Consider the following 25,723-nt stretch of genomic DNA (forward strand, 5'->3'; position numbering starts at 1 on the left):
ATCCGGTGAGTCGGCCGGCGGGCGACAACACCACATGCTTCGGAAGTTCCGTCCTAATATCGCCCGAGGATGTATCGATTGCAGCAGCCTGATCGAGCCAAATGAACTTAGCGCGATTCTCTGCCCAGCCTGCTTGTCGCGGCGAGACGCGTAGCGAATCGGCGTAGGCCATCCTTCTCAAGGCGCTCATGCCCGTCGGGTTTTGGCGCTCTGGGCTGCGCACCACGCGTCGACAGTCGATTCCTCAAGCAGCAGAGGCGAATTCGGCGCATCACCGTTCTTCCAAGCTTGCGAGTAAAGAGGATGCCCCTTCACTCTGAGCTGGCGAATGCGGTTCGGCGTGTGTCCAGTCCTCGCCGAGATTCCTTGGATGTCTAGCAAGTGTGGTGGGTTGTCGATCGGCGCGCCGATGCTTTTGCGCGAATTGTGCTCGGTCTGTTGTGACTGCACCGTTACCGTCGGCCTTGCGTCGTCCTGCAGAAAATCGGTTGCGAGTATGAACCTCGCCCTCTGGTCGTTGCTGATGATCCCCGCGAAATCGAGCTGATCAAGCAATGTGCGGAGCGCGTCGATCTGTGTTGAAGAGGGTGTGTGCACGCGCTAGATCCTCCGGGTTGCGGTCTTTGCGCCATGGATCACGGCCAAAGAAGGCCCACGCATACTTGGGTTGCATCGGGGCCGACGGCTTGTTAGCGGCGCACGGACCCGACAATCGCGAATCGCGAGTAATGGAAACCAGGAGGAGCCCGCGCGCGCCGGTCGAGCGTCCTCACCTGCGCCGACTAGTCTGACCGGCGTGACGGTTGCGGTATGGGTGAAAGTGTTTGATGGAATCGTGCTTTCGACGGACTCTGCGAGTACGGCGCTGCTACCGAATGGTTCGGCTCAGGTCTACAACAATGCCGACAAGATCTTTCACCTCCACAGGAAGCTACCGATTGGAGCAATGACCTGGGGACTGGGCCAAATAGGTCCCGCTTCCATCTCAACGGTTTCGAAGAGCCTCCGATTGAGACTAATGGGACGTGATCCTGACCACCCGGAGTGGGAAGTCGACGCGGACACCTACACCATCGAAGGGGTCGCAGAGCGCGTCGCAGAAATGTTCTGTGAGCTGATGAAACAGACCAACCAGGACGATTGGCCAGGGCAGCTGGGCTACCTGGTTGCCGGGTTTTCTGCAAAGAGTGACCAGTCAGAAGCTTGGCTTCTCAAATTCGAAGACAAGGTCGACGAGGTGCCTGGACCGGAGCAGGTTGCTTCCACCGACCGATGGGGGTACGAGGCGTACGCGCAGCCTGACGCTGTAGATCGCCTGTTTCGGGGCTACGACCAGCGTCTTCTCGCGAGGTTGTTGGCAGCAACGCCTCCGCAGCATCATGCCGATATGGTCGCCCTACTGGAGGAACATCACAGGGTTCCGCTTCATCCAGCGATGCCCTTCCCCGACGCGATCGCGCTAGCGAAGTTCATGGTAGAAACCACTGCTGGATTCACCCACTTCAACCTGGGGCCGGATACAGTGGGAGGACCAGTCGAAGTCGCTGGAATCAACCTGCACGAGGGATTTAGGTGGATCAAGCGGAAGCACTACTTTTCGACTGAACTGAACCAGGGAGAGCTTTGATGAGTGCGAAATTCGTGACCTTCAATGGTGGGTCGGGTTCGTCGAGCTCGAAGAGCAGCGGCGCGTCCCGAGGAGTGTTTCGATCGGGTGGACAGACGTTCCAGATGCCGCCCCGCCCGACAGTCACCGTCCCGCGGCCAGCGTCGAAGCAGTCGGGCTCTGGAACGAAGGGCAAATAGTTCGGCTGTCGTCAACATTGTGGGCCGCGACGGATTGAACCTGATTCTGACCGGTGATGTAGTGCGTGAGCGGACCTACTGGTCCCGCACCCCGGTCGGTATGACGGGCGGCTTAGCAACCTAGTCGTTTTGTCGCTCGGCGCGTCGAATTCCTCTGCACGTATTGCCTCGATCTCGGGGACAAGCCCGCCGGGTCGGGAGCAAGTACAAGTGCGGGCTTGTAGGTCAGGTCTAGCGCGGCGAATATATCGCTGTCAGTGAGCCGCCATTTTCGTCCGATCTTGTGGCCGGGCAGCTTCCGTTCACGAAGATGTCGGGTGTACCACTCTTTGCTAGCGCCGATCTTTTTGGCCGCCTCTGCGACCGAATAGGTGACGATCGGACGCGGATCCGGGATGGATTGCTCCTCGGTCAACTCAGCTTGTGTGGTCGTGACGTTGTACTTCATTCGGCGTGGGTGTTTGCCAGAATCGTCGGGCGGCAAGTGCGTTGCGACGTAGGTGAGTTGCAGCGCGTCCTTGATGTCATGCTCGGTCACTTGCCACCTACCGCCTCGTTTGTGGCCGGGTAGGCGCCGAGCGTGCAACTTGTCGAGATACCAGGATTCTTTGGCTCCCAACCGCTCGGCTGCTTCAGTGACACTGTAGAAAGTCGCCAGAGGGTGCACGGGGTGTGGCGGCGGTAGTACGGTCGCGTCTACCCGCAGTTCGCTGTTCTGCCAGCGGCCATACGTTGGTTTTGAATGTCCCTCTGGGAAGGTCTCATGCTCCATGTAATGCACGCCGGCAGCGGTGACCTTCGGGTTGAGGTCTTTCGATGTTCTGGAGATGGTCACCAACTGCCGGTCCGCGAGCGCAATCACGGTTGTCCCGAATGTGGCCGCGTCCCAGGCTATTTCGGTCGACTTTGACGCGATCCAACGGAGGATTTCGAGTTGCCGAGCGTTCAGTCGGCGATAGTTCATTGCCAATTCACTCGGCACGGCGTCGAACTGGCCCGCAGCTCTCGGCGGCGCCGGATCTGCGCATTCATCCACTGCCGAACTTGCTCGTCGGTCATCCGCGAGGTCACTCCCAAAGCTTAGAACTAGGGTCAAGGGGTGAGGGGTTGGTGGACTGCGCACGATGCACGAAACGGATTGCTGCGGGTGAGCCCGTGGGATCTCGGGCACGACGATGTGAATCGGACTGTGTACCGGTCTAGCAACACGATCCGAATCTTAAAACTGTTGCACACCAACGGATTACGTGCGACCGCCTGCAGTACTGCCCAGGCCCAGGGGGGTGGGGCCTCTCCCCCGAATCTCCGGGCACTGAGCGACCGAGCTCTAAAACGCGCGGAGGGTTCAAAACTTGGACGGCCGAACGTCGAAAAGCTTCCGGCACTGTCGACAGGGTTAGGCCTAACCGTTACGAAAGCGTTACTTCACGTCAATAGCCCAACCCCCTGTGCGCCGTCGAACGACTGCAGTTAGGGGCGTCCGTCTTGGGCGCTGACGGCCGAACGCCGCTACGGCCACACCGCCTTCTGGACCCGCGCCTACCGAGGGCGCTGTGAGCCATTTAAGGGCTATCTAGCACCAGGCCGGGAGACGGACCTGCCTTTGACGACCTTGGCGCGACGCGGGTACCTTTTATTCATCAACCCCGGCCCCTCTGTTAGTCACCGACTGCGTGTCACCGGCTAACAAGGGCCGGTTTTCTTTTGGGAGCAGTTGCGCCAGTGGCGGAGTACAACAAGCCCCATCGCAATTTCAACGAGCAAATTGCGCTCATGAAGTCGCGAGGGTTGGGCTGCGAGGACGATCGTGCAGCCGTGCAGGCGCTGAAACGAATCGGCTACTACCGGTTGTCCGCCTACTCCTACCCATTCCGGCGCTTCGACCCAGATCGCCCGGGTAAACGGTGTGACGAGTTCATCGCAGGTGCGACCTTCGAACAGGTCGTGGAACTATGCGATTTCGACAGCAAACTGCGAGCGCAGATGCTCGTAGCCGCAGAGATCGTAGAGGTAGCGCTCCGCGTTCAGGTCGCTTATTTTCTCGGAAAGCGCGAAAGATTCGGTCACCTCGACCGGGTTCATCTCGACGAAGGTGAGTGCGCAGGACGGCGTGGCACCCACGAGAAAGACGTGCATACAGACTGGATTGACCGGTATGAGCGCCGCGCCTCTGACTCTCAGAACGAGGACTTCATTCGACATTTTCGCGAAAAGTACGACGGCCAATTACCGATCTGGGTGGCGGTTGAGATCTTAGAGTTCGGTCAGCTTGTCCGGCTGTACGGAATGCTCGACAAGCAGGACAAGCGGCGGATCTCGGATCATTTCGGAGTGAAGGGCCACAACGTGTTGCATAAGTGGCTGATCCGGCTCAACAATGTGCGAAATCACTGCGCACACCACGACAGGATATGGAACCGGATCGCGGTGTACGGGATTCCAGCCGTGCACGAACAACAGGTCCCCGCTGCGCTAACGCACTTGTCGAGGTTGGGCGACGACGATAGGAAGCGGATTTACACTGCAGCGGCACTGAGCGCGCATATAGTGACACTTTCCAAACCCGAGACCAATTGGCCTCGATCTTTTAAGACAGTCGTCAGCAAACTTCCGCTTCGAGATGGTGTGGTTACCGAGGCTGTCATGGGCTTCCCCACCGGGTGGAAGAGTTTCGACATTTGGAACTACGAACCGAAACGGTAGCGCCGACTGCGTCCAGCATGCCGCCTGCGTGCCCACATTCTGCCCACACTTGCCCACGAAACATGGTGAATCTAGGTGAATTACAGTGATGTGTTTGTGCAGCTAGACGGCGAATCGGGCCTCTGACCAGAGGGTCGAATGGGGTTCAAATCCCTCCGCTTCCGCCAAAGTTTTGCGGTGTCGGGGGCACCTTCACGTCGTCCAGTGGTGTCAGCGCCACTCTTATCCCGCTCCGGCTCGGAGCCGATGCGACATCGGTCCCGCCGAGGGGTACGTATGCCACATTCGCTCCACGGTTTCGAGTCCGCCGGAACGAAAGAACCCCGCCACCTCAGGCGACGGGGTTCTTCGCGAAATCTAGCCAGCCGGCGGCGGCTGCTGCTCCCACGGTGGTGGGGGAAGCGTCGGCAGCGGTGGCAGTGTCGGCAGCGGTGGGAAATCGATCGTCGGGTTCGGCGCGGGCACCGGGGTCTGCGTCGGTGTCTCCGGCGGCACCTGGCTCACGGACGTCGCTGCGTTACTCGGGTCGGCAGTCGACGTCGCGGTTGTCGCCGCCGCTGATTGAGTTGCGCTCGCCGCAACAGTTGCCTCGACGGTGGTCGGGTTCAGCTTCTGATTCAGCTCTTGTTCGAGCCGAGTCGACCACTCCATAAGCACGTCGTGTGCTGCGGTGTCGTTCACATCGCTGGCACGCGAGGATGCTTCCGCGAGTTGGATCTTCGCCTCGTCGGGTCGGCCGGATTGAATGAGCTGCTCGGCTTCGTGCAGGTAGGTCGAGGTATCGATGTTGGCGACCGTGGAGTCGGCGGCATCGCTGAACACGACCTGCTTCACGTTCCACAGCGGATCGCCAGGCTCGGCGTTGTAGGAAAGAACGGTCATGCCGCCGCCGACCAAGGCGACTGCCGCGGCTACACCTGCAAGCGGACGAACCATCCGGAGCACCCGGGACGAACGGTCGCGGGTGCGCTTGGCGCCGATCTCCTGATGGATCGCCGCAAGCACTTCGTCTATGTCGGGTCCTGCTGGCAGAGGCTCGTCGACGATGTCAGCGCGCCAGCTCGAAAGCAGCGCAGCAATGTCGTTGTCGTCGTCGAACGCCTCGCCGTTGACGATCGCGTCGATGAGGGCGTCGTCACGTTGGACGGCGGCGATATCGATCGGCGCTTCGACGCTCGACGCGCCGTTCTGTGGGTCCGCACCGAAGCCGCGGTTCTTGTCCCTAGCCATTGGTTTCACCCACCGTCGCCACTCTTGTCTTGAGTTTCGCGAGCGCTCGATGTTGAGCGACACGCACCGCTCCCGCTGTGCTGCCCACCGCGGTGGCGGTTTCTTCTGCCGATAGACCCATGACGAGCCTGAGTATAAGTATTTCTCGGTGCTGTTCAGGCAGTGTGGCGAGGAGCGTGTTCATCTGTCGCGCGGCCTCTGAATCGAGAGCGTGCTGCTCGGGTCCGCTGTCGGTGGAGATGACGTCGGGGACATCTGCCATCGGGTCGGACTTGTTTCGCGATGCGCTCCTGTGAGCGTCGGCCACCTTGTGAGACGCGATGCCGTAGACGAAGGCCATAAACGGTCGACCTTGGTCCTGGTACCGCGGCAATGCTGTCATCACAGCGAGGCATACCTCCTGAGCCACATCGTCAGCGGAGAGCTGCCCACGCTCCGCCGACCCGACCCTGGCTCTGCAATAGCGCACAACCAACGGCCGGACAATCTCCAGCACTTGGGAAAGAGCGGATCGGTCGCCGTTTGCAGCTAGTGCAACTGCGGCGTCCAACTCCTCACCCGTATTAGTCATCGACAGAGTATTTCCCGGCGTTACAGTGACACGCTCATCAGACAGGCGTGCTTCCCAGAATTACGGAACGTTACTAACCATAGTCACCGCTGTGCCACCTCCCGATCACGAACCTGCCGATACCACGGACGACGACGCTCGCCGCATCGGGTTCGATTGCGATCGAACGAATTTGGGCGTGGCTGGCAGTCGGGTTCCGACGTGGCGGGGAGCGCTTCGGCTATCGCGCGACATGCCCGAAATGCCTGATCGAGACGGTCTCGACACGCGAATGTGATTCACGTAACTCACTTGCAGCCGTTTACGAAAACGGGCATTTCGGAATGGGTGCCGCGTTAACAATCCGGTCGGTATTGGCGTCGAAACCATACTTTCGGTCGAATTTGCGTCCGAATCCGGCGGCGCTCGGAATTGGACGAACACGCGACCAAGGACGATCAACGCCTGCCCGGCCAGATCAACCAGCCGTTATCCGTCTGCTCCTCGATCGTTGTCCCAAGCAATGTTCTCCCCAGCCGGTCTGGGTTAGTTTTGACGCTCCGGGTGGTCGTTGGGGAGGGTTTTCGGATGCGCAGAGTGCTGTTGTTGGTCGTTGCGATGGTTGCAGGCTTGGTCGGCGCGGTGGCATCGCCGCAGGTGGCGAACGCAGCAGAGGTTGTGAACGTCGTCGGCTTGAGCCCGACGCGGACCGCCGTCTTCGTCCGTTCGCCGGCCATGAATCAGGTAGTCCAGGTGCAGATCCTGCATCCGGCAGGCGGCGGTTCGCGCCCGAGTTACTACCTGCTCGACGGCTTGCATCCCGGGGTGAACGAGAGCACCTGGACCAACGCGACCGACGCGGAACGGTTCTTTCTTGGCAAGAACGTGAACGTCGTGCTGCCGGTCGGCGGCTTCGCCAGCTACTACACCGACTGGGACCGCCCGGACCCGCGCTTCGGCAACTACAAGTGGGAGACCTTCCTGACCAGGGAGTTGCCACCGATCATCGACGGGCAGTTCGGCGGCAACGGCGTCAACGCGATCGGCGGGTTGTCGATGGGTGGCAACAGCGCCTTCATTCTGGCGGCTCGCAATCCGTGGCTGTATCGCGCAGTCGCGGGATTCAGTGCCTGCCCGGATACCGCGATGTCGATGCCTGCGATCGTCGCGTCCATCGCGATGCGCGGCGGCGATCCGACCAACATGTGGGGACCGATCAATGGTGCAGGCTGGCGAGATCACGACCCCGCGCTCGTCGCCGACCGCTTGCGAGGCAAAGCGCTCTACATCTCGACGGGCACCGGCCTTCCCGGCCCGCACGAGCTCGAACTCAAACCACAGCTGGCCGAGAACATCCTGACCGGCGGACCTGTCGAGGCGATGGTCTTCGCATGCGTCGTCGGATTCGAGCAACGGTTGCGTGGCATGGGAGTCCCCGCGCATTTCGCCTACCGGCCGTTGGGCACACATTCGTGGTCGTACTGGCAGGACGACCTGCACGATTCGTGGCCGATGATCGGGTCCGCGATCGGGGCGTGACGCCTCAGACCGCTCGGCCGCGCAGACCCCAACTGTTGGCCAGGTCCACCGGATCGGCGTCTGCTATCCGCTGATACATCTGCGCGGCAGCTCGGGAGAACCCATCGGGCAGTCCGACGGCCGCGAACGCGTCGCCTGCCTCTTCCATCTCACCGACCCATCGCCATGCTTTCCCTGCAGCGCGGTCGTCGAGCTGCTGCAGCAGGGCGGTGAGGTCCTTGCCGGTCCGTGCGAGTTCGTCGCGTAGCTCGTCCTGCACCCCGTAGGCACGAGCGGCTTCCGCGATGGCCAGCCAGATCGTCGGCAGTGCTTTGCTCTGCGCCGCGAAGCATGCCTTCAATCCACTCGCCGACCCGATCTCGCCGTCGAGGACCCGAGCCGTGAACGGCGAACCGTCGAACAGCGCCGCCACGACGGGTGCCTGCTCGCCGGCCAGCCACAACACCGTGTGCCCCGGCTCCCACGCGGGTGGACCGATGATCGCCGCGTCCACGGTGCGATCAGCCCCGAACAGGTCACCGATGCCAGCGACGGTTGCAGGCGACACGGCGTTGGCGTCGACATAGAGGGGTCGGCGATCGCCTGCCGCGGCGGCAACCTGCTCTGCAACACCGCGAGCAGCGTCCGGCGGGCACACCGAAATGATCACGTCGGCACGACGGACCAGTTCGGCCAGGTCGGGTACACCGACGAAATCGGCGATCTCAGCCCGCTTCGACGTGGTGACGCTGCGCCCGGCCGCTGCCCAGATCACCGCCCCGGCGACAGGCTTGAGCGCCGAACCGACGGACGCACCCATCACGCCGGGGTGCAGGATCCCGATGACGGGACGGGACGGGAGAACGATCGGGCTCATGGGAAGCATCATCCGCTAGCAGGGGAGCGGGGCTCGGCTAGACCTCGTCCGGCTCGAATTCGCGGACGTAGGCGGGTGCGGGTTCGGTCTTCGTCGTACCGTTCTTCGGTGCCGAACCGGTCTTCGACGGGGTTGATTTGCTGCCGTTCCTGGCAGGCGTTTCAGGCGGTGCCGTCGACTTGGCCGGCTGCTTCGAGCCGTTCGATTGTTTTTCCGGAGACTTGGCTGCGGGTGCTTTCGGCGTTGCGCCTGCGGTAGCGGACCGGATCTCCACGACAGCTTCGACGCCGTGGTTGCCGAGTTCGTCCTGCATGATCTTGGCGGCCTTCTCGTACACGATCTTCGTGACGAGTGACGGAGCGAAGTTGCCGGCGAAACCGCCGATCCAGCTGTTAGCTGCGGCGACCTCGAGCGGATTGACGATCTCCACGGTCAGTATCCGCCCGCGGCCTACCGTTCGGGCGCCTGTGAGCACCGCTTGCGTGGTGTGCGGCTCGTCTCGGCTCAGCAGTCGCCGCGCGAGCACGATGAGTACGATCAGCGCCGCGAGGGTACATGTGCAGATAATGAGCAAAAGAATAAAAATTGCGATCTCCACCTCTACCGTCAGCGTTCGTGCCTTCGCACTTCCATTGTGCATATTTCCTTCTCGAACCTACCGTTTGCGTTACCGTGGTCCGGCTACGAGCCGTGAAGGAAGTACGTCGATGGGCCGGAGATTTTTCGCGACCGCCAGTCTTGCGTTGGCGCTCGTGCTCTCTGGGGGAGTTCCCTCTGCGGTCGGCGCGCCGATCCCGGCGCTGCCACGACCCGGTGGACCCGCGACCGTCGTCTCGGTCGACGAGTTGACGCCGACGCGGTCCGCATTGTTCATCGATTCGCCGGCGATGGGCAGGATTGTGCAGGTACAGGTCCTGCACCCGGCGTCGGAGGGGCCACGTCCGTCGTTCTATCTCTTGGACGGCGTCGACAGCACCGACGATGAGAGTTCGTGGACAAAGAAGACCGACATCGTCGATTTCGTTGCGGGAAAGAACGTCAACGTCGTCCTTCCGGTCGGCGGTATGGCGAGTTACTACACCGATTGGCAGAAGGCGGATCCCGCGCTCGGGGTCAATATGTGGGAGACGTTTCTCACGAAGGAACTGCCACCGATCATCGACGGAGAGATGAACGGCAACGGGGTTCGAGCGATCGGCGGGTTGTCCATGGGTGGGCAGGCGGCGCTCATCCTGACCTCGCGTAACCCCGACCTCTACCGTGGCTCCTTCGTATTCAGCGCGTGCCCCGACACAGGCTCGCCGGCGTCGCAGAACCTCGTCCGCGTGACCGTGGCGTCGAGAGGGGGCGATGCGACCAACATGTGGGGACCCGCTTCCGACCCCGACTGGCAGGCTCACGATCCGTGGACGAACGCCGAGCGGTTGCGCGGCAAGGTCCTCTACATGTCGGTCGGCAACGGAGTGCCCGGCAACAACGACTTTCAAGGCGACATCGACGCAGCGACAGTGCTGTCGGAAGGTGCTCCGCTCGAGGTCGGTGCGTTGATCTGCACAAAGGAATTCCAGAGTCGACTCGATTCGCTCGGCATCCCTGCGCAGTTCGTCTACCGGCCGATCGGAACGCACTCGTGGCCGTATTGGCAAGATGACCTGCATGACGCCTGGCCGACGATCGAGAGTGCGCTCACGAGCTAGCGCAGTAGTTGCGGCGATCGCCGCTGTCACGATGCTCTTTGTGCCTGTGCAGCACGCGTCGGCCGCGCCCGTTGCGACCATCGATCGTGTCGAATCCATCACCGACCGCTGGGTTCGAGTGTTCGTCGACTCGCCGGCCATGGGCTCGGTCGTCGAAGTGCAGGTACTGCATCCGAAGAATCGGTCGACGCCGCGCCCGACCGTCTATCTGCTTGACGGTCGTAGCGCTGACAGTTCGGGTAGTCACTGGACCGATCGCGGCGGCGCTGTGGAGTTCTTCGCCGACAAGGACGTCAACGTCGTTATGACTGTCGGCGGAACGGCAAGTTATTACACCGATTGGCAGCGGGCGGACCCGACCCTCGGGACCTACCGGTGGGAGACATTTCTGACGAAAGAGCTTCCGCCGCTGATCGATTCGGCGTTCGACGGCAACGGTCGCAACGCGGTGGCAGGCATTTCGATGGGTGCGCAGGCGGCGATGATGCTCGCGTTCAGAGCCCCGCAGGTCTATTCGGCCGTCGCGTCGTACAGCGGTTGTTATTCAACGACCGACGATCTCGGTCAGGCGCAGATGCGACTGGTCGTCGCGAGTTTCCGCGGCGACGCCGACAACATGTTCGGTCCGCCGACCGATCCCGAGTGGGCGGCGCACGACGTGATCGGCAACGCGGACGGACTGCGTGGGAAGGCGATCTACATCTCTGCGGGAAGCGGTCTACCGGGGCCGTTCGAGAACCTCGCAAATCCCGACGCTCTGAATTCCGTCCTGTTCGGCGGGCCGATCGAAGCGATCACCAATCAGTGCACACAACAATTGGCCGGCCGATTGGCCGAACTCGGTATCCCTGCAACGGTGAACCATCGGCCTGTCGGGACACATTCGTGGCCGTATTGGACGCAGGAACTCGCCAACTCCTGGCCGACGCTTGCTGCCGGACTTGGTCAGTAGCAGTCTCCGCACGCGATCCGGTCGGTTGCCGGCGGCTCGATCGGAGAATTGGCAGTGACGTAGTCGACGAGAGCGTCGACGTCTTTGCCGGCGTCGGTGCGGTCGGTGCCGGTTGTGAATCCCGCAAAGTTGTCACCGCCGTCGGCGAGGTATTGATTGACAGCGACGCGGTAGGCCGCGGCCGGATCCACCGGAATGCCGTCGATCGTCAACCCGGATACCTTCGCTCCTAGCGGTGCTGAATTGCTGATCCGATAACGAAGGTTCGCCGACGGCGCGAGGATTTCCCGAGCCGCGGGCCCGTCCGCCGGTGGCCGGAACTGCTGCTCGAGGACGGAGTCGAGTTGCGCTCCGGTCATGGTCAGCACCTGCAACTGGTTGCCGAACGGTTGGACGGCGAAGATTTCACCGAAGCTGACCGATCCTGGTACCGGTGACGTCGAAATCACGTTGAGGTCGCCTCGCAGTCCGCCTGCATTCGTCAGCGCGACGTCGGCGCCCGCAGACCGGGATGCCGCGAGATGCGAATCAGCGACGAGGTTGCCGAGTGGTGACTCACCCGTCCTGGATTCGTCGCGAACAATATCGGCGGTGATCTGCCCGATCTGGCGGCTGGTTATGGCCGACGCCTTCTCGGTCGCGCGGTCTACCAGCGCTGACACGGTTGGGTCCGGCGTGATGTCGCGCGTCACGATCTGGTTGAACGAACTCGTCCGATCACGCAGGACGTCGCGGCTGTCCCTGTCGATGTTGATGTCGACGACGGAGACGCCTCTGCCGTTGGAAGCGCCCTGCATAAACGCGCGCGGAGCACCCATCGGGTCGGCAACCGTGCAGTTGTACTGCCGATTGCCCGCCGCGGTGAAGATCACGTCGACCTTCGGGCTGGCCTTCTCCGCGATCGTTCGCGCAGCGCTGGTGGTGAGATTGCAGGTGTCCGGACCGCCCGGACCCGATTCGTCGCCTTTGTGAAGCAGGACGGTTATTGCCTTCACGCCGAAAAAGTCGAGTAGGTCGGCGGTGCGGTCGATCGCTGTGAGTTCGTCTCCGAAGGTGAGTCCGGTCGCGCGGTCGGCGGCGATGAACTGACCGGCGTCGCGAGGCAGGACCCCGATCACCCCGACCGGTATGCCCTCGACGAAGTCGACGTTGAACGGCAGCGTCGCAGGGGAGCCGTTGGCGAGGGTGAGGTTGGCGGCGAGCATCGGGAACGAGGCGCCGTCGTAGGTTGTGTCGAACGTGCAACCGTCCACGGGGTGGCAGCCGCCGCGCTGCAACCGCTGCAACTCCGAAAATCCGCCGTCGAGTTCGAGATTGCCGATGCCCGAGGCGTTGACGCCGATCGAGTTCAGCATCTCGACCACCGGCTCGCCGTGAAACAGCGACGATTCCAACGCCGACGGACCCCAACTGTCGCCGACGGAGTAGAGCAGCGAATTGGTCGCTTGGCTGCGCAGCTGGCCAACATACGCCGCGAGGTAAGTAGCGCCTCCTGCAGGGACGGGGGAGCCGTCGACCTGCTCGATGACGCCGGAACTACCGTCGGGCGGCGTCAGATTGCCGCGGAAATCGTTGAACGCAAGCAAACGGACGTCGACCGTGTCGGTCGACTGTGCGACGGCGGGTGTGGGCGCGAGCAAACCGGCGACTGTGAGGGCGCACGCGAAGACTGTCGTCAAGCGACCGAGCACACGCACCACCTTTCGCCCACCTGTCGAAGTCTGCCAAGCCGACGCTTACAGGTACTCCAAGTGCGAGTTACATTTTCGTTTCAGATCAGCGACTTGTGTCAGTCCTGTCTCAGCGGTTTGCCGACACATCGGCGAAGCGCCGGCTCGCGGCGTTGGTGGCGAACTCGAGGAATGCGTCGTTCTCGTGCGGATCGCCGACCGTGACACGGACCCCGTCGACTCCGTAGGGCCGAACCAGCACACCTGCGGCAGCGCTCGCAGCCGAAAAGTCAGCGGACTGCGACCCGAGTGGCAGCCAGACGAAGTTTGCTTCACTCGGGGGAACGTCGTACCCAGCGCCGACCAGCGCGTCGCGCACCCGGACGCGCTCGGCGACGACGGCGTCGGTGCGCTCGAGCAGTTCGGCCTGCGATTGCAGCGAGGCGATCGCAGCGGCCTGCGCGACGCGGCTGACGCTGAACGGCACATGCACCTTGCCGAGATTGGCGATGACGGCAGGATCGCCGACCGCGTAGCCGACGCGGATGCTCGCCAAGCCGTAGGCCTTCGAAAAAGTCCGCAGCGTAACGACATTGGGTCGGGTTCGCCCCAGCTCGACGCCGTCCGGCCGGTCGCCTTCCGGGAAGCGCTGGTATTCGAAGTACGCCTCGTCGAGCACGACGAGGATGTGCGGGGGGACTCGGTCGAGGAACGACTCCAGCGCGCGCTGGCCGACCGCTGTTCCGGTCGGATTGTTCGGATTGCAGATGAAGATCAGCCGGGTGCGATCGGTGACGGCCGCCGCGATCGCGTCGAGGTCGTGCACGTGACCTTCGGTGAGTGGAACGGTCACCGCTGTCGCACCGACGACCTGCGTGACGATCGGATACATCTCGAACGACCGCCACGCGTAGAGCACTTCGTCGCCCGCAACGCAGGTGATCTGCGCGAGTTCCTGGCAGATAGCCACGCTGCCGCAGCCTGCGGAAACGCCCTCGGCGGGCACATCGAGTGCTTCGGCAAGTGCGGCGACCAGTTCGGTCGACCGATTGTCCGGGTAGCGATGCGCCAGTTCGACCGCTTCTGCGACAGCTTTGGCCACGCTCGGCAGCGGTCCGAGTGTCGTTTCGTTGCTCGCCAGCTTGTAGGCACCCGGAAAATCCCGGCCGGGAACGTAGAGGGGGATCGACGCGAGGTCCGGCCGAATTCGTGCTGTCACCAGCCAAGTATGAAGGGCGCCGCCGTGTGCGTTTCGGGCAGGCCTTTTCCGCGCGAGGGGGTTTCTTCGGCCGGCAACAGTATTTCGGGCGCGTTGTTGCGTATCGCCCTAGGCTTGTTGCATGTCGGGAATCTTCGAAGACACTGCTGTCGAGCGTACGAACGATGGGGACGAGACCGCATCGCCGGGGACCGTTCCGGTCAGTGCGATCGAGCCGGACGGCCACGCTCGCGGCGGGATCGTCGTACTCCACGAGTCGAGGGACTTCACACCAGCGCTGCTCGGCTTGATGCGGGCTCTCGCTGACGAAGGCTGGATTGCCGTCGCGCCGCACCTCTTCCATCGGGAACCGGAAGACTCGGCTGCCGAGGTGTTCGGCGACAACCTCTTCCGTGACTTCGACGCGTCCTTCGACTGGCTCAGAGCCAAAGGTGTGTTCGCGGACTGCATCGGTGTGCTCGGCTTCGACGACGCGGGAACAGCTGCCGTTCTTGTGGCGACCAACAGGCCCGTAGGCGCTGTCGTCAGTGTCGCGGCCAGGGGCATCGTCGAACCGATCACCGCGGGCGCCCAGACCTTGCTCGACGCGGTTCAGACTTTGCAGGCGCCGTGGCTCGCGCTCTACGGATTCGACGATCCGGAGACGCCGTCGGAGCATGTCGAGCGCCTACGTGACGCTGTCGCCACCGCATCCGTCGCAACGAACGTCGTCAGCTATGCCGGACTAGGCCATCGAGCCGACGAGGAAACTGCGGCGGGTGACATCGGTAAAGAGTTCGAAAGCGGTGCTGACGTCCTCCTCGACGCGCAGTCCAGAATTTTCGACTGGTTCGACAGCAACCTGCGCTAGAACGCCTGTACGCAGGCGTTTTGCGTACTGCGACGGGTCTGTGTAACCTTTCCCCTCGGCGGTTCGAAAGGACCGGCTCCTCTTCAAGGGAAGCTCGGGAGGCGTGCCAGAGCGGCCGAATGGGACTCACTGCTAATGAGTTGTCCCCTTTAAAAGGGACCGGAGGTTCAAATCCTCTCGCCTCCGCCACATCCGGTGATCGTTGCTGGACTACAACTGAATTAGCTCGCGCCCGTAGCTCAACGGATAGAGCACCTGACTACGGATCAGGAGGTTAGGGGTTCGAATCCCTTCGGGCGCACAACAAACACCCCGTCACCATTGGTGGCGGGGTGTTTTGCTGTTCAGCGCGGTGTCAGGACGCCTTCGACGCCTTGTACTCGGACTCGAGCTTCTTCTTGACCGTCGCATCCGAGTGCCGGATGGCGATGGCGACAAAGGGTTCGATGATTTTGCCGAGGGCCTTGCCCGCGATGCCGCCGGGCAGTTCGTAGTTGATGTCGACGACAACCTCGCACTGCTCGGGCCCGAGTTCGTTGATCTTCCAGTTGGTGCGGAGTTCGAAACCTGAAACGTAGTCGGTGCGGTAGCTTCCCGGCCGCTCGAACTCGACCACCTTGATCACCGAATGCAAAGTCTTGGGTCCGAGCTTCATGCCGCCGTCGTACACGGTGCCTAGGCCGTAGACGGGCTCACCGACGACCTCGAGCTTGGTGATGCCGAAGATCCATTCGCCGCCGTTGCGCAGATCGGACATGTAGTCGAAGGCGTACTCGCGAGGTATCGCGAACGTCGACTCGTTGTGCACGTGGACCATCCGTCGTCTCCCATTCGATCGTGCTGACCGGCGTCACAGTACCCAATCTCGATGCAAGCCTTGCAGTCAGACGATTGCGTCAACCTCGATTTCTACCAGCAAATCGGGTGAGATCAGCGCTTTCACCTCGACCATCGTCGCCGCGGGACGGATCTCTGCGAACACTTCACCGTGCGCGCGGCCGACCTCCTCCCACCTGCTGATGTCGGTGACGAACATCCGCGTCCGGACGACGTTCTCGGGTCCGGCGCCCACCTCGGCCAAGGCGGCGACGATTCGTTTCAACGCTTCTCGTGCTTGCGCGCCGATGTCGGCTCCGCCGACAGCCGATCCGTCGGGTGAGGCGGCCGTCGTCCCCGCGACCCAGACGAATTGGCCGACGCGGACAGCCCGCGAATAGCCGACGGGCCCTTCCCACTCCGATTGCGACGACACGTTTATACGATTGCTCATGGCGCTGATCAAACTAGCTGTCGGTAGGAGAAGGCGACCGAATTCCGACGAGCACCGCTACGCCGAGGGTGACTATCCATAGCGACATCGCGCCGACCTGTCCGCGCTGCGCGTACCCGAGGCTGTAGGCACCGTCCAGGTTGTCGGCGATCAACATCCACGCTGTCGTCACCGAAGCGATGACGAAAAGCAGCAATCCGACTAGGCGCAGTACCCGAAACATGCGATATCGGAATGCCGCGACGGTGAACGCGATCATGGCGACAAAGATTGCGTTGACGGCAATAGTGCTGGTCAGCGCATGGATGTGATGAAGTTGGGGGAACAGTCCGCTCGGCTCGGAACTACACGGATGCTCGGGCGTCGCGATGCAGCCGATCGGCAGTTGGGAGTCTGCGATCGTGGCTGCTCCGAAAACCGTGAGGGCAATCCAGCCTGTTGTGGTGAGCGGCCGTCGCGGCAGCACAATCAGCGCGGCCAGCGCGGCGAGAATCATGAGTGTGCCGGTGACCGAGTCCGCAACGGAGAAGACGTCGCGGTACCGCTGCCCGACCGCATCCAGTTCGCTCAGAAACGTATTGCGCGGATCGAGGCCGGTTTCGATGAAGAACTCGAGGACCCACGACGAATAGGCGATCCCGCCAAGGATCAGCGGGATCGGCAGACCTGCTCGCAGCAGTGCCCTCATGCGTCGGCGCATGACGTACTCATCGCGTTCAGGGTAGAGCCCGGCCCACAGCTGCTTGAACTTTGTCTGCCGCGGCGGCCGGCGATTCGTGTTCCCACACCCGGACGACGTGCCAGCCCTCGGCGGTCAGCCGGTGGTCGGTATCGCGATCACGCGTCACGTTCGCGGCGAGTTTGTCGGCCCACCACGCGGCATTGTTCTTGGGGTCCGTCGCATGGTCGGGGCAGCGATGCCAGAAGCAACCGTCGACGTAGACGGCAACGCGACGCCGCGGAAAGACGAGGTCGGCGCGTCGACGTAGTCCCGGCAGCGGCGCCCGATCGACGAAGAAGCGGAGTCCCCGCCGGTGCAATTCGCGACGCAGCGCCACCTCCGGTTTGGTGTCGCGACGGCGTTGTTTGCTCAGCCGAGCGCTTGTCGCTGGGTCGGTGGACGGCACCCTGCCACGGTAGGCCTGCTCGTCAGTCGTCGGATTCCGGTTCGGACCAGGTGGGTGCGAATCGGTTGCGCCGCTCCACCTCCGCGTGGACGGAATCGACGAAATCGTCGAAGGACAGCGTGATCGACTCCGGCGGTCGGCCGTTGCGCGGCGGCGCGTTCTCGACGTCGAAAAACCGAACCGAACCCTCGGTGTCGTACAACCCGATGTAGACCTTTTCGAACAGATCGTGCCGGGTGTCTTCGGCGCCGAGGTCGACCCACAGTTTGTCGTCGCCACCGAGCACAGGCCGTTTGCCGCGGCCCGTTCGCTTGGCCAACGTTGTGACGTGGTGCGCGAACGACGACTTGCCGATATCACTCGCCTTCGTCGGATCGCCGTCGTCGCACGTGGTGTACGGCTCGAACATCACCGCAACCAAGACGCTGTACGGCTGACGCTGATGCAACACCATTGCCTCGCCGCGCAATTCGTGATCGTTGCGGACGATGTTCTTGGTCCAGCGTCCCAGTTTGCCCGAGGTCGGGCTGTAGTCCTGGAAGCTGTAGGTCTTGATCGACACGCACAGCACCAGGCCGAGCGTCGGGTCGATCGACTTGACGTCCAACCGTTTTCGGCCTTTTGCGACGTCGACGGTCGCTTCCTGGCCTGCGCCGCTCGCGGTCGGTGTGATGTCCGGGTAGCGGGATCGAAGTGCGTCGGCGACGGTCTGCGCCAGATGATTCGAGAGGCGCTGCGCGTAGTTCTTCTTCTCGCCGCGGTCTGCGTCGGGTGCGGGTTTCGTACCGCTGAGGCGAAGTGCGCGTGCGAGAGATTTGGGTGCGGGCACCGGGAACAGCCCGTCGGTCATGCGGCGACTTCCGGGTAGCCGCCCATACGGTCCAGATGACTTTCGACGCCATCGAGGAAGCCCGCCGGAAAGCGGAGGTTGCCACGTCGAGTGCGACGAAGAAAACCTGCCGTTGCGCGTGCCGACAGTAGTCGTGAGTCGTCGAGAAAGCCGGAAAGGTCTTCGTAGGGTTCGTTGACCGGCCAGGTCGAGCAGTGGACGCGGTAGGCCTTGCCTTTGCTACCCCATGCTGCGGTCGGCCAGCGTTGCCCGTGCTCGAGCAGGGTTTCGCCGGTGGCGTCGTACGGGATCGGGTTGTCGAGTCGATTGCCGACCCACGACGCCATCCGGACGCTCACCGCATTGCCGATCAGTTTCCAGCGATGACCTGGACGAACGCCTGGCGCATCGGTCGTGGGGGCCGTCCAGTCGGGGTCGAAACCCTGCAGCCGTTCGGCGTCGACGATGCCGGGGGTCACGATCTCGCCGGACGGCAACAACACGGCCGGCGGACTTGCGATGCCGATCGTCGAGCCACCTTTGAGTGTCGGCACGGCGTTGACTGCCCAGCCGAGGCCGCGGATGCCTTCGGTCCAGTAGAAGCCACACGGGTGCTCGTCGGCGTCGCCCATCTCGGTCGGCGCGGCGTCTTCGCCGAACAGCACGGTACGAGGATCGTCGGTTCTCGACGCGAGCATCAACACCCGCTGGCGACGTTGGGGGAGTCCGAAAGCGCGCGCATCGACAACTCGATAGGCCCAGGTGTAGCCGAGCTCTTCGAGTGCATCGGTGATGTGTCGCATCGCAGCACCCTGGCCGAGGGCCAACATAAACGGCACGTTTTCGATCAGGAGCCAGCGTGGTCCACGTTTGCGTTTGACCAAGCGGAAAACCTCGTCGACCAGCCCTGATCTGGTGCCGCCGATGCCTGCCGTACGCCCGGCCTGGGACAGATCCTGGCAGGGGAATCCTGCTGCGACGAGTTCGATTCCGGATGGCAACGACCGGAGTCGGGTGACGTCGGATTGCAGCGGAACGTCGGTGAATCGCGCTCGCAGGACTGCCTGCGCACCGGCATCGATCTCGCACAACAGCTCTGTGCGCCAGCCGTGCTCGCTGAGCCCGAGCTCCAACCCGCCGATTCCGGCGAACAGCCCGACCATGCTTGCGGCAGCCACGCACAACCCTTTCGAGACAGATAGTTCCGGCGATCTTGCAACGACTTCTCGAGGAACGTTACTCGAGCCCGCCGACAACATCGCGCAACGACGCAGCGCGAGGCCTTGACCTCAACCGAGCTTCAGGTTCGAAACTGTTGTTGCAGGAATGAGGCGACCGGAAAATCGGTTGGTTCTGTCGGTACCCGGTGGGACCATCTCGCCAAGGGGAAATCAACAAGTCTGGGGTGTTCGGTGTCGGTAACGACGGAAGTGCAAACACCGGATTGGGATCTGCTCGATGCGCACAACGAGCGATTGCAGTCCGGCGTCGAGCCGCAGCCGCAGCCGGACACCCGCAATTCGCTGCTCCGCTTCTGGCCGCACATCAAGCAGTTCCGCCTACCGCTCGGTGGGTCGATCCTCCTGTCGTTCGTCGCGATGATGACCGGCATCGTGATCCCGTTGATCACCGCCCGCATCATCGACGGACCCATTGCGGATCGCCATTTCGGCGCCCTGTGGCTGCCAGTCCTGGTCGTGCTCGCGTTGGGTTTGGTCGACGCCGCAGGTGTGTGGGGTCGCCGTTGGCTGGTCGCGCGCCCGTCGAGCCAATTCGAAATCAATATGCGTGCCAAGCTTTTTGCGCGCTTGCAGACGCTGTCGGTCGGCGTGCACGACGGGTGGGATTCGGGCCAGCTGCTGTCGCGGGCAATCTCCGACATGTCGACGATGCGCAGATTCGTCGCGTTCATCGCGCCGTTCATCGTGATCAACACCGCGACGGTGATCGTCGGATTCGTCGCGCTGTTCGTACTCGATCCCAAGTTCGGACTCGTTCAGTTGGCGATCGCAATTCCATTGCTGTTCTTGTGTATTCGCTTCGAGCGTTTGTACAGGGTCGCAGCACGGCGGGCCCAGGATCAGACCGGTGATGTCGCGACGACGGTCGAGGAGGCAGTGCAGGGCATTCGTGTCGTCAAGGCGTTCGGTCGCGCTGCGCACGTCGGCGGTCTGTTCACCCGGCAGGCTCGCGACCTGAAATCCACCGAGCTGCTCAAGGTTCGCTACGGCGCGTTCCTGTGGTCGGTGATGGTCAGTTTGCCCGCTGTGTCGATCGGTCTGATGCTGGCCGTTGGAGCGCACGCGATAGTCGACGGAACGATGACGCTCGGCACGTTGGTTGCCGGCATCACCTTGGCGACGTTCATCCAGTGGCCCATCGAATCGTTCGGCTTCCTGCTTGCCGAGCTCAACAATGCGCGCACTGCCGCCGACCGATTCTGGGAGATCATCGACCTGCCGATCGACATCGACGAGCCCAGAGCCCCGCGCGCGCTACCCACGCCGTTACGCGGCGACCTTCGCTTCGATCAGGTGGGCTTCCGCTTTCCCGATGCCGAACGCGCTCAACTCGACAACGTGTCGCTGACCATCGGGCCAGGTGAAACTCTCGCGCTGGTCGGAGCAACCGGTAGCGGCAAGACGGCACTGCTCAACCTCGTGCCGCGGCTGTTCGACGTCACGGCAGGGTCGATCACCGTCGACGGTGTCGACATCAGGTCGCTGCGTTTGGAAGATCTTCGTTCGATTGTTGCGGTCGCGTTCGAAGAGCCGGTGCTCTTCTCGGCGAGTGTGCGCGAGAACGTCGCGCTCGGCCGGCCCGAGGTGAGCGACGACGAGGTTCGCGACGCGCTGGAAGTAGCGCACGCAACGGAGTTCGTCGATGCATTGCCGTGGGGACTCGACACCAGGATCGGCGAGCAGGGGCTCAGTCTGTCCGGTGGGCAGCGACAACGCCTTGCGCTCGCTCGGGCTGTGCTGTCGAGGCCACGGATCCTCGTTCTCGACGACCCGCTCTCGGCGCTCGACGTCGACACCGAGGAACGTGTTCAGGCCGCGCTGCGACGCGTACTCGAACACTCGACCACATTGCTTGTCGCACATCGACCGTCGACGGCCGCACTCGCGGACCGAGTGGCTGTGCTCGAGGGCGGCCGCATCACCGAAACGGGAACACACGAGCACTTGCTCGAAACATCGAAGCAATACCGAAACCTGATGGGAGGTGTGCACGATGACCGACACCGCTGAGGCCGGAAAAGACACGGCGACCCAGCCGACTCCGATCGACCTTCGGAAGGAGTCATCCGCACCTGCCGCGGAATCGTGGCGTGGCGTCGCGAACGAGGACAAGGAAATAACCGCCGCCGGAAATCTGGTGCTGGCGAGCCGTTCTCGGCGATTGCTCGCGTCGCTCGTGCGGCCGTACAAGCGGTCTGCGTTGCTTGCGCTCGCGATCATCCTGATCGACAACGTCGCGATGGTCGCGGGACCTCTGTTCGTCGCGTACGCACTCGACGTAGGTGTCGACAAAGCGCTCGGCGGCAACTGGGGTCCGCTGTACTGGGCGGTCGGCGGCTTCATCGGCATGGCGGCGCTGGGTGCTGCGACGACGTATGTCTTCCTCCGTGTCTCGGGCAAGTTGAGCCAGAGCATTCTCTTCGACCTGCGGCTGCGGGTGTTCGATCACGTGCAGCGACTCAGCGTCGGCTTCCACGAGAAGTACACGTCTGGTCGGATCATCTCCCGCTTGACCAGCGATTTGGAATCGTTGGAGAGCTTGCTGGAGAGCGCACTCAACGATGCCATCAGCGCGATCCTCTCGGTGGTCACCATCGCGGCGATCCTCGTGTACCTGGATGTTCCGCTTGCGCTCGTCGTCATGGCAGGCTTCGTTCCCCTGATCTACGTCACTCGCTCGGCACAGCGTCGCCAGCGTGCGGGATATCGCCGAACCCGCGGCACCATCGCCAAAGTGGTCGTCCACTTCGTCGAGTCGATGGGCGGCATTCGCGCGGTGCAGGCGTTTCGCCGTGAGGTCCGCAACGAAACGATTCTGGCGGGCGAGGATTCGCAGTATCGGGCCGCGAACGCCGACGCGCTGCGCGGTATGGCGACCTACACGGGGCTGACCCGACTTATCGGCAACGTCACGACCGCGGTCATCCTCGTGGTCGGCGGTTGGCGAGTGATCAACGGCCACATCGAGGTCGGCGTGCTCGCGGCCTACCTGCTCTACCTGCGGCGGTTCTACGGTCCGCTCGACGAGCTTGCGCAGGTCTTCAACTCCTACCAGTCGGCGGCTGCTGCGCTGGAGAAGATATCGGGAGTGCTCGAAGAAGAGCCGGAGGTCGTCGAGCCGCTGCATCCGCAACCTATCGGATCGGCAACGGGGGCAATGACATTCGACAAGGCCTGGTTCTCGTATGCCAACGATCCGGCCAAGCCCGTCCTGCCGTCGTTCTCGCTGGACATTCCCGCGGGTCAAGTCATCGCGCTCGTGGGTGCCACAGGCGCGGGTAAGTCGACTCTGGCGAAGCTGCTGGCCCGCTTCTATGACCCGTCGGGCGGTGTCGTGAAACTCGACGGCATCGACTTGCGCGACATCAGCGACAACGATCTTCGTCGCAATGTCGTCATGGTCAACCAGGAGTCGTTTCTGTTCTCCGGCTCGGTTGCCGACAACATCCGACTCGGTCGGCCGGACGCGAGCGATTCTGATGTGCACGACGCAGCCCGAGCAGTGGGTCTGTACGACGTAGTGATGGCACTGCCGGACGGGTTCGACACCGATGTGCGGCGTCGCGGTGGTCGGCTCTCGGCAGGGCAACGCCAGCTTGTCGCGTTTGCGCGCGTCTTCTTGGCGGCGCCGGCCGTCATCGTCCTCGACGAGGCAACATCGAGTCTGGACATTCCAAGCGAGCGGCTGGTCCAGCGCGCTCTGGAAACCGTTCTCCGGGACCGGACCGCGCTGATCATCGCGCACAGGTTGTCGACGGTCGCCATCGCAGATCGGGTTCTTGTGATGGACGGCGGCCGCATAGTCGAAGACGGTTCGCCGGACGACCTGATTGCCGGCTCTGGCAGATTTGCGCGTTTGCATGCAGCGTGGCGCGAGTCGCTGGTGTGAATGGGACGAACTTGGAAGATCTTTGCCACCGCTGGTGCTGCCGGGCGCTGCGTCGCATAACGTAGACGAGTGACCAATCCAGCTCAGGGGTCTGCACCGTCAGACGAAGCCGTCAGCGCTTGGCCTGCGATTCTGACATGGCAAGCCCACAACGCTCCTCGGATGGAATCGGTGCGAGTTCAGGTCAGCGGCAACCGAATAAAAGCGTCAGGCCGCATCATCGGCGGCAAGTGCTCCGACCACCCAGCGTTCAGCGCCTCCTACGACCTCGTGACCGACGAGAACGGCGTCACTCGTCGCCTGTCGATGCGCACGTCCATCGCGTCGGGCGAGCGGCAGACCTCGATCAGCCGTGACGAAGAGGGCTACTGGATGATCGAAAGCGGCAGCACCCATCTGCGTTCGACCTTCGGGGGAGCGCTCGATGTCGACGTCGTGCTGAGTCCGTTTTTCAACACGTTGCCGATCCGGCGTTACGGCTTGCAGACGGCCACCGAGGATCGACAGGTGCCCGTTGTGTACGTCAACCTGCCCGATCTCGGAGTGCAGGAAGCGAGCCTCACCTACAGCAGCGGCAGCGATGGCATTCATGTGCTGTCGCCGGTGTCGAGTTCTTCGGTGACGGTCGATGCCGAGGGCTTCGTAATCGACTATCCAGGCCTCGCAGTTCGCATCTAGGCGGCTCCGCCGCTCGTGCGTCTTTTCGGCGGGCCCGCCCACCGAAAAGACTCACAAGGCGCGAAGCGCCCCACCCCGTCGCCCGGCGTCACGAAACGCCTCCAACCAGCCGATATCGCCTGGAACGATGCCGGTGATGTCCCAGCGTTCCGCTTTTTCGTAGCGCTGGCGTGCGTCGAATCCGGCACCGACCAGATCGGCAAGCGACCCTGCCGCAAGCGTCTCGCGCGCTGCGGCGAGCACGGCTAGCGTCTCGTCCAAAGCGTCGAGCAATGCGTCGGCGTTCGCCTCGCACATCGCGCGCACCAAGTCGGGTGCCGTCGCCGCTACCCGTGTGCCATCGCGAAACGACCCGGCAGCGAGGCCGAGTGCCAGGTCCCCACCAGCCGCGCCCGATGTTGCCAGCGCCTCGGCAAGGACGTGCGGAAGATGCGATATGCGGGCGACCGCACGATCGTGCTCGTTTGACTCGGCAGGTATCACAACCGAGCCGCAGGCCAGCGCCAATCGCGTCACTGCCGACCACACCGCGGGGTCCGCGCCGTCCTCTGCCGCGACTACCCATACCGCGTCGTTGAACAGCTCAGCGAACGATGCACCCCAACCCGAGTCGGCGGTGCCAGCCATCGGGTGACCGCCGACGTAGCGTTCGGTCAAACCGACGCGAGCAACGGCCGCGGCAACGGGTGCCTTGACACTCACGACGTCGGTCAAAGGGCACCCGGGAGCGTGCTCGGCCACCGCTGCGAGCACGGCATCGACCGCAGGCATCGGCACCGCGACGACGATCAGTGCGTTGCCCTCACGTGCCCTGACCAGTGCGGACCTCAAGTCCGAGGTCGCATCGAAACCATCGGCGACGGCGTCACGAACCGGATCGGCCGACCTGTTGTAACCCCAGGCAGTCCGGCCGGCGGCGACGGCCGCACGAAGCAACGACCCCCCGATCAGACCGAGTCCGAGTACGCAGATCGGCGGTTCGACGTGTTCTGACACGCACTCAGGTTTTCACACTCGCCGCTGTTCACGGACTCTGACTTCAACATTTCAGGGTGGGCGGACTACCGTTGCGCGCATGGCTGCACAGCGTTCGAGTATCAACACAGCACCCTCGGACGACTTCGACGATCTCGAAGGATTCGGCGTTGCGGTGACGCGGGAAGAGGGTGTGTGGAAATGCACTCCACTCTCCTCCGGTGCTCTCACAAGCCTGCACACCGCCGAGACCGAGTTGCGCGAGCTGAGAAGTTCGGGCGCGGTGTTCGGGTTGCTGGACATCGACGACGAGTTCTTCGTGGTCCTGCGTCCGGCGCCTTCGGGCACGCGGATGTTGCTGTCGGACGCCACGGCCGCGATCGACTACGACATCGCAGCCGAGGTGCTCGACGCGATCAACGTCGAAATTCCGGACATCGACCCTGACGAGCTCGACGACATCGAACCGTGGGAAGAGGGCGACCTCGGTGTGCTCGCCGATCTCGGTCTGCCGGAGCCGGTATTGAGTGTCATCGTCGCGGAGACCGACCTCTACCCGGACGAGCAGATCGGCATGATCGCGGCTCGCCTCGGCTTCGCAAACGAGCTCGCGGCTGTGCTCGACAAGCTTCCCCGGTAGCG

25 protein-coding genes and 2 tRNA genes are annotated in these 25,723 nt (G+C 62.9%); 12 read left to right on the forward strand and 15 right to left on the reverse strand.

Features of this window, described 5'->3' with window-relative positions; genetic code table 11:
- Positions 1–186 precede the first annotated feature (186 nt).
- Complete coding sequence (locus JGU71_RS14030) at positions 187–597, reverse strand: hypothetical protein (RefSeq protein WP_199704779.1); 411 nt, start codon at positions 595–597, stop codon at positions 187–189.
- Positions 598–796: 199 nt separating this feature from the next.
- Between JGU71_RS14030 and JGU71_RS14035 the strand changes: the two genes are divergently transcribed.
- Positions 797–1,627: a hypothetical protein gene (locus JGU71_RS14035; RefSeq protein ID WP_199704780.1), complete on the forward strand. Its 831-nt coding sequence runs from the start codon at positions 797–799 to the stop codon at positions 1,625–1,627.
- A 291-nt stretch (positions 1,628–1,918) separates the two neighbouring features.
- Here JGU71_RS14035 and JGU71_RS30410 read toward each other — a convergent pair whose 3' ends face one another.
- Entirely contained in the window at positions 1,919–2,977 is a 1,059-nt protein-coding gene (locus JGU71_RS30410) for a helix-turn-helix domain-containing protein (protein WP_199704781.1), read from the reverse strand.
- A 551-nt stretch (positions 2,978–3,528) separates the two neighbouring features.
- Between JGU71_RS30410 and JGU71_RS14045 the strand changes: the two genes are divergently transcribed.
- On the forward strand, positions 3,529–4,509 hold the full coding sequence (locus JGU71_RS14045; RefSeq protein WP_199704782.1) for an Abi family protein: 981 nt from the start codon (positions 3,529–3,531) through the stop codon (positions 4,507–4,509).
- Positions 4,510–4,866: 357 nt separating this feature from the next.
- Here JGU71_RS14045 and JGU71_RS30225 read toward each other — a convergent pair whose 3' ends face one another.
- Together JGU71_RS30225 and JGU71_RS14055 are read right to left on the reverse strand one after the other, a co-directional pair.
- The gene (locus JGU71_RS30225) at positions 4,867–5,739 is read right to left on the reverse strand and encodes an anti-sigma-D factor RsdA (protein WP_199704783.1); all 873 of its coding nucleotides are present in this window, start codon (positions 5,737–5,739) and stop codon (positions 4,867–4,869) included.
- Positions 5,732–6,310 (reverse strand): sigma-70 family RNA polymerase sigma factor, encoded by a 579-nt coding sequence (locus tag JGU71_RS14055; protein WP_199704784.1) that lies wholly within the window; start codon positions 6,308–6,310, stop codon positions 5,732–5,734. Before JGU71_RS14055 ends, JGU71_RS30225 begins: the two co-directional genes overlap by 8 nt.
- 567 nt (positions 6,311–6,877) lie before the next feature.
- On the opposite strand from JGU71_RS14055, the gene JGU71_RS14060 reads away from it, so the two are divergent.
- Positions 6,878–7,828, forward strand: a complete 951-nt coding sequence (locus JGU71_RS14060) for an alpha/beta hydrolase (RefSeq protein ID WP_199704785.1) — start codon at positions 6,878–6,880, stop codon at positions 7,826–7,828.
- A 4-nt stretch (positions 7,829–7,832) separates the two neighbouring features.
- Here JGU71_RS14060 and JGU71_RS14065 read toward each other — a convergent pair whose 3' ends face one another.
- On the reverse strand, positions 7,833–8,684 hold the full coding sequence (locus JGU71_RS14065; protein ID WP_199704786.1) for a DUF1932 domain-containing protein: 852 nt from the start codon (positions 8,682–8,684) through the stop codon (positions 7,833–7,835).
- Positions 8,685–8,721: 37 nt separating this feature from the next.
- Positions 8,722–9,210 (reverse strand): hypothetical protein, encoded by a 489-nt coding sequence (locus JGU71_RS14070; protein WP_199704787.1) that lies wholly within the window; start codon positions 9,208–9,210, stop codon positions 8,722–8,724.
- 181 nt (positions 9,211–9,391) lie between these two features.
- Here JGU71_RS14070 and JGU71_RS14075 point away from each other — a divergent pair, with 181 nt between their 5' ends.
- The gene (locus tag JGU71_RS14075) at positions 9,392–10,381 is read left to right on the forward strand and encodes an alpha/beta hydrolase (RefSeq protein ID WP_199704788.1); all 990 of its coding nucleotides are present in this window, start codon (positions 9,392–9,394) and stop codon (positions 10,379–10,381) included.
- A complete protein-coding gene (locus tag JGU71_RS14080; protein ID WP_307829647.1) occupies positions 10,365–11,333 on the forward strand; it encodes an alpha/beta hydrolase in 969 nt (322 codons plus the stop codon). The genes JGU71_RS14075 and JGU71_RS14080 overlap by 17 nt, the downstream gene beginning before the upstream one ends.
- On the opposite strand, the gene JGU71_RS14085 is transcribed toward JGU71_RS14080, so the two are convergent.
- The gene (locus JGU71_RS14085; protein WP_307829648.1) at positions 11,327–13,024 is read right to left on the reverse strand and encodes a bifunctional metallophosphatase/5'-nucleotidase; all 1,698 of its coding nucleotides are present in this window, start codon (positions 13,022–13,024) and stop codon (positions 11,327–11,329) included. The two genes, JGU71_RS14080 and JGU71_RS14085, sit on opposite strands and share 7 nt — an antisense overlap.
- A gap of 109 nt (positions 13,025–13,133) precedes the next feature.
- On the reverse strand, positions 13,134–14,222 hold the full coding sequence (gene hisC, locus JGU71_RS14090) for a histidinol-phosphate transaminase (protein WP_199704790.1): 1,089 nt from the start codon (positions 14,220–14,222) through the stop codon (positions 13,134–13,136).
- Between the two features lie 121 nt (positions 14,223–14,343).
- On the opposite strand from hisC, the gene JGU71_RS14095 reads away from it, so the two are divergent.
- The 3 genes from JGU71_RS14095 (at position 14,344) to JGU71_RS14105 (ending at position 15,373) form a co-directional block, all read left to right on the forward strand.
- Complete coding sequence (locus JGU71_RS14095) at positions 14,344–15,072, forward strand: dienelactone hydrolase family protein (protein WP_199704791.1); 729 nt, start codon at positions 14,344–14,346, stop codon at positions 15,070–15,072.
- Positions 15,073–15,169: 97 nt separating this feature from the next.
- Positions 15,170–15,261 (forward strand) — tRNA-Ser (locus JGU71_RS14100).
- 39 nt (positions 15,262–15,300) lie between these two features.
- Positions 15,301–15,373 (forward strand) — tRNA-Arg (locus JGU71_RS14105).
- A 54-nt stretch (positions 15,374–15,427) separates the two neighbouring features.
- Here the strand turns inward: JGU71_RS14105 and JGU71_RS14110 are convergent.
- The 6 genes from JGU71_RS14110 to JGU71_RS14135 form a co-directional block, all read right to left on the reverse strand.
- A complete protein-coding gene (locus JGU71_RS14110) occupies positions 15,428–15,889 on the reverse strand; it encodes an SRPBCC family protein (RefSeq protein WP_199704792.1) in 462 nt (153 codons plus the stop codon).
- Between the two features lie 66 nt (positions 15,890–15,955).
- On the reverse strand, positions 15,956–16,342 hold the full coding sequence (locus JGU71_RS14115; protein ID WP_199704793.1) for a RidA family protein: 387 nt from the start codon (positions 16,340–16,342) through the stop codon (positions 15,956–15,958).
- 13 nt (positions 16,343–16,355) lie between these two features.
- Positions 16,356–17,042, reverse strand: a complete 687-nt coding sequence (locus tag JGU71_RS14120) for a DUF998 domain-containing protein (protein ID WP_233529207.1) — start codon at positions 17,040–17,042, stop codon at positions 16,356–16,358.
- A 16-nt stretch (positions 17,043–17,058) separates the two neighbouring features.
- Positions 17,059–17,469: a very short patch repair endonuclease gene (locus tag JGU71_RS14125; protein ID WP_199704794.1), complete on the reverse strand. Its 411-nt coding sequence runs from the start codon at positions 17,467–17,469 to the stop codon at positions 17,059–17,061.
- A gap of 22 nt (positions 17,470–17,491) precedes the next feature.
- Positions 17,492–18,319 (reverse strand): hypothetical protein, encoded by an 828-nt coding sequence (locus tag JGU71_RS14130; protein ID WP_199704795.1) that lies wholly within the window; start codon positions 18,317–18,319, stop codon positions 17,492–17,494.
- The gene (locus tag JGU71_RS14135) at positions 18,316–19,461 is read right to left on the reverse strand and encodes a DNA cytosine methyltransferase (RefSeq protein WP_199705290.1); all 1,146 of its coding nucleotides are present in this window, start codon (positions 19,459–19,461) and stop codon (positions 18,316–18,318) included. Before JGU71_RS14135 ends, JGU71_RS14130 begins: the two co-directional genes overlap by 4 nt.
- Before the next feature lie 312 nt (positions 19,462–19,773).
- Here JGU71_RS14135 and JGU71_RS14140 point away from each other — a divergent pair, with 312 nt between their 5' ends.
- From JGU71_RS14140 to JGU71_RS14150, 3 genes are all read left to right on the forward strand, one after another.
- Complete coding sequence (locus JGU71_RS14140; RefSeq protein ID WP_372433186.1) at positions 19,774–21,549, forward strand: ABC transporter ATP-binding protein; 1,776 nt, start codon at positions 19,774–19,776, stop codon at positions 21,547–21,549.
- Positions 21,533–23,428 carry an ABC transporter ATP-binding protein gene (locus JGU71_RS14145; protein ID WP_199704796.1) on the forward strand — a complete coding sequence of 632 codons (1,896 nt, stop codon included), beginning with the start codon at positions 21,533–21,535 and terminating at the stop codon, positions 23,426–23,428. The genes JGU71_RS14140 and JGU71_RS14145 overlap by 17 nt, the downstream gene beginning before the upstream one ends.
- Positions 23,429–23,497: 69 nt before the next feature.
- On the forward strand, positions 23,498–24,106 hold the full coding sequence (locus tag JGU71_RS14150; protein WP_307829649.1) for a putative glycolipid-binding domain-containing protein: 609 nt from the start codon (positions 23,498–23,500) through the stop codon (positions 24,104–24,106).
- A gap of 51 nt (positions 24,107–24,157) precedes the next feature.
- Here JGU71_RS14150 and JGU71_RS14155 read toward each other — a convergent pair whose 3' ends face one another.
- Entirely contained in the window at positions 24,158–25,102 is a 945-nt protein-coding gene (locus JGU71_RS14155; RefSeq protein ID WP_199704797.1) for a prephenate dehydrogenase, read from the reverse strand.
- Positions 25,103–25,181: 79 nt separating this feature from the next.
- On the opposite strand from JGU71_RS14155, the gene JGU71_RS14160 reads away from it, so the two are divergent.
- The gene (locus JGU71_RS14160; protein WP_199704798.1) at positions 25,182–25,721 is read left to right on the forward strand and encodes a tRNA adenosine deaminase-associated protein; all 540 of its coding nucleotides are present in this window, start codon (positions 25,182–25,184) and stop codon (positions 25,719–25,721) included.
- Positions 25,722–25,723: the final 2 nt, after the last annotated feature.

The organism is Antrihabitans stalagmiti, from assembly GCF_016482825.1.
Taxonomy (GTDB): Bacteria; Actinomycetota; Actinomycetes; order Mycobacteriales; family Mycobacteriaceae; genus Antrihabitans; species Antrihabitans stalagmiti.

Excerpts from the sequence above, each read along its gene's own strand:
- JGU71_RS14095 (WP_199704791.1), top strand. The coding sequence starts at position 14,344 with ATGTCGGGAATCTTCGAAGACACTGCTGTCGAGCGTACGAACGATGGG.
- JGU71_RS14120 (WP_233529207.1), bottom strand. The coding sequence starts at position 17,042 with ATGCGCCGACGCATGAGGGCACTGCTGCGAGCAGGTCTGCCGATCCCG.
- JGU71_RS14065 (WP_199704786.1), bottom strand. The coding sequence starts at position 8,684 with ATGAGCCCGATCGTTCTCCCGTCCCGTCCCGTCATCGGGATCCTGCAC.
- JGU71_RS14055 (WP_199704784.1), bottom strand. The coding sequence starts at position 6,310 with ATGACTAATACGGGTGAGGAGTTGGACGCCGCAGTTGCACTAGCTGCA.
- JGU71_RS14110 (WP_199704792.1), bottom strand. The coding sequence starts at position 15,889 with ATGGTCCACGTGCACAACGAGTCGACGTTCGCGATACCTCGCGAGTAC.
- JGU71_RS14130 (WP_199704795.1), bottom strand. The coding sequence starts at position 18,319 with ATGACCGACGGGCTGTTCCCGGTGCCCGCACCCAAATCTCTCGCACGC.
- JGU71_RS14075 (WP_199704788.1), top strand. The coding sequence starts at position 9,392 with ATGGGCCGGAGATTTTTCGCGACCGCCAGTCTTGCGTTGGCGCTCGTG.
- JGU71_RS14060 (WP_199704785.1), top strand. The coding sequence starts at position 6,878 with ATGCGCAGAGTGCTGTTGTTGGTCGTTGCGATGGTTGCAGGCTTGGTC.
- JGU71_RS30225 (WP_199704783.1), bottom strand. The coding sequence starts at position 5,739 with ATGGCTAGGGACAAGAACCGCGGCTTCGGTGCGGACCCACAGAACGGC.
- JGU71_RS14160 (WP_199704798.1), top strand. The coding sequence starts at position 25,182 with ATGGCTGCACAGCGTTCGAGTATCAACACAGCACCCTCGGACGACTTC.
- JGU71_RS14145 (WP_199704796.1), top strand. The coding sequence starts at position 21,533 with ATGACCGACACCGCTGAGGCCGGAAAAGACACGGCGACCCAGCCGACT.
- JGU71_RS14115 (WP_199704793.1), bottom strand. The coding sequence starts at position 16,342 with ATGAGCAATCGTATAAACGTGTCGTCGCAATCGGAGTGGGAAGGGCCC.
- JGU71_RS14135 (WP_199705290.1), bottom strand. The coding sequence starts at position 19,461 with ATGGTCGGGCTGTTCGCCGGAATCGGCGGGTTGGAGCTCGGGCTCAGC.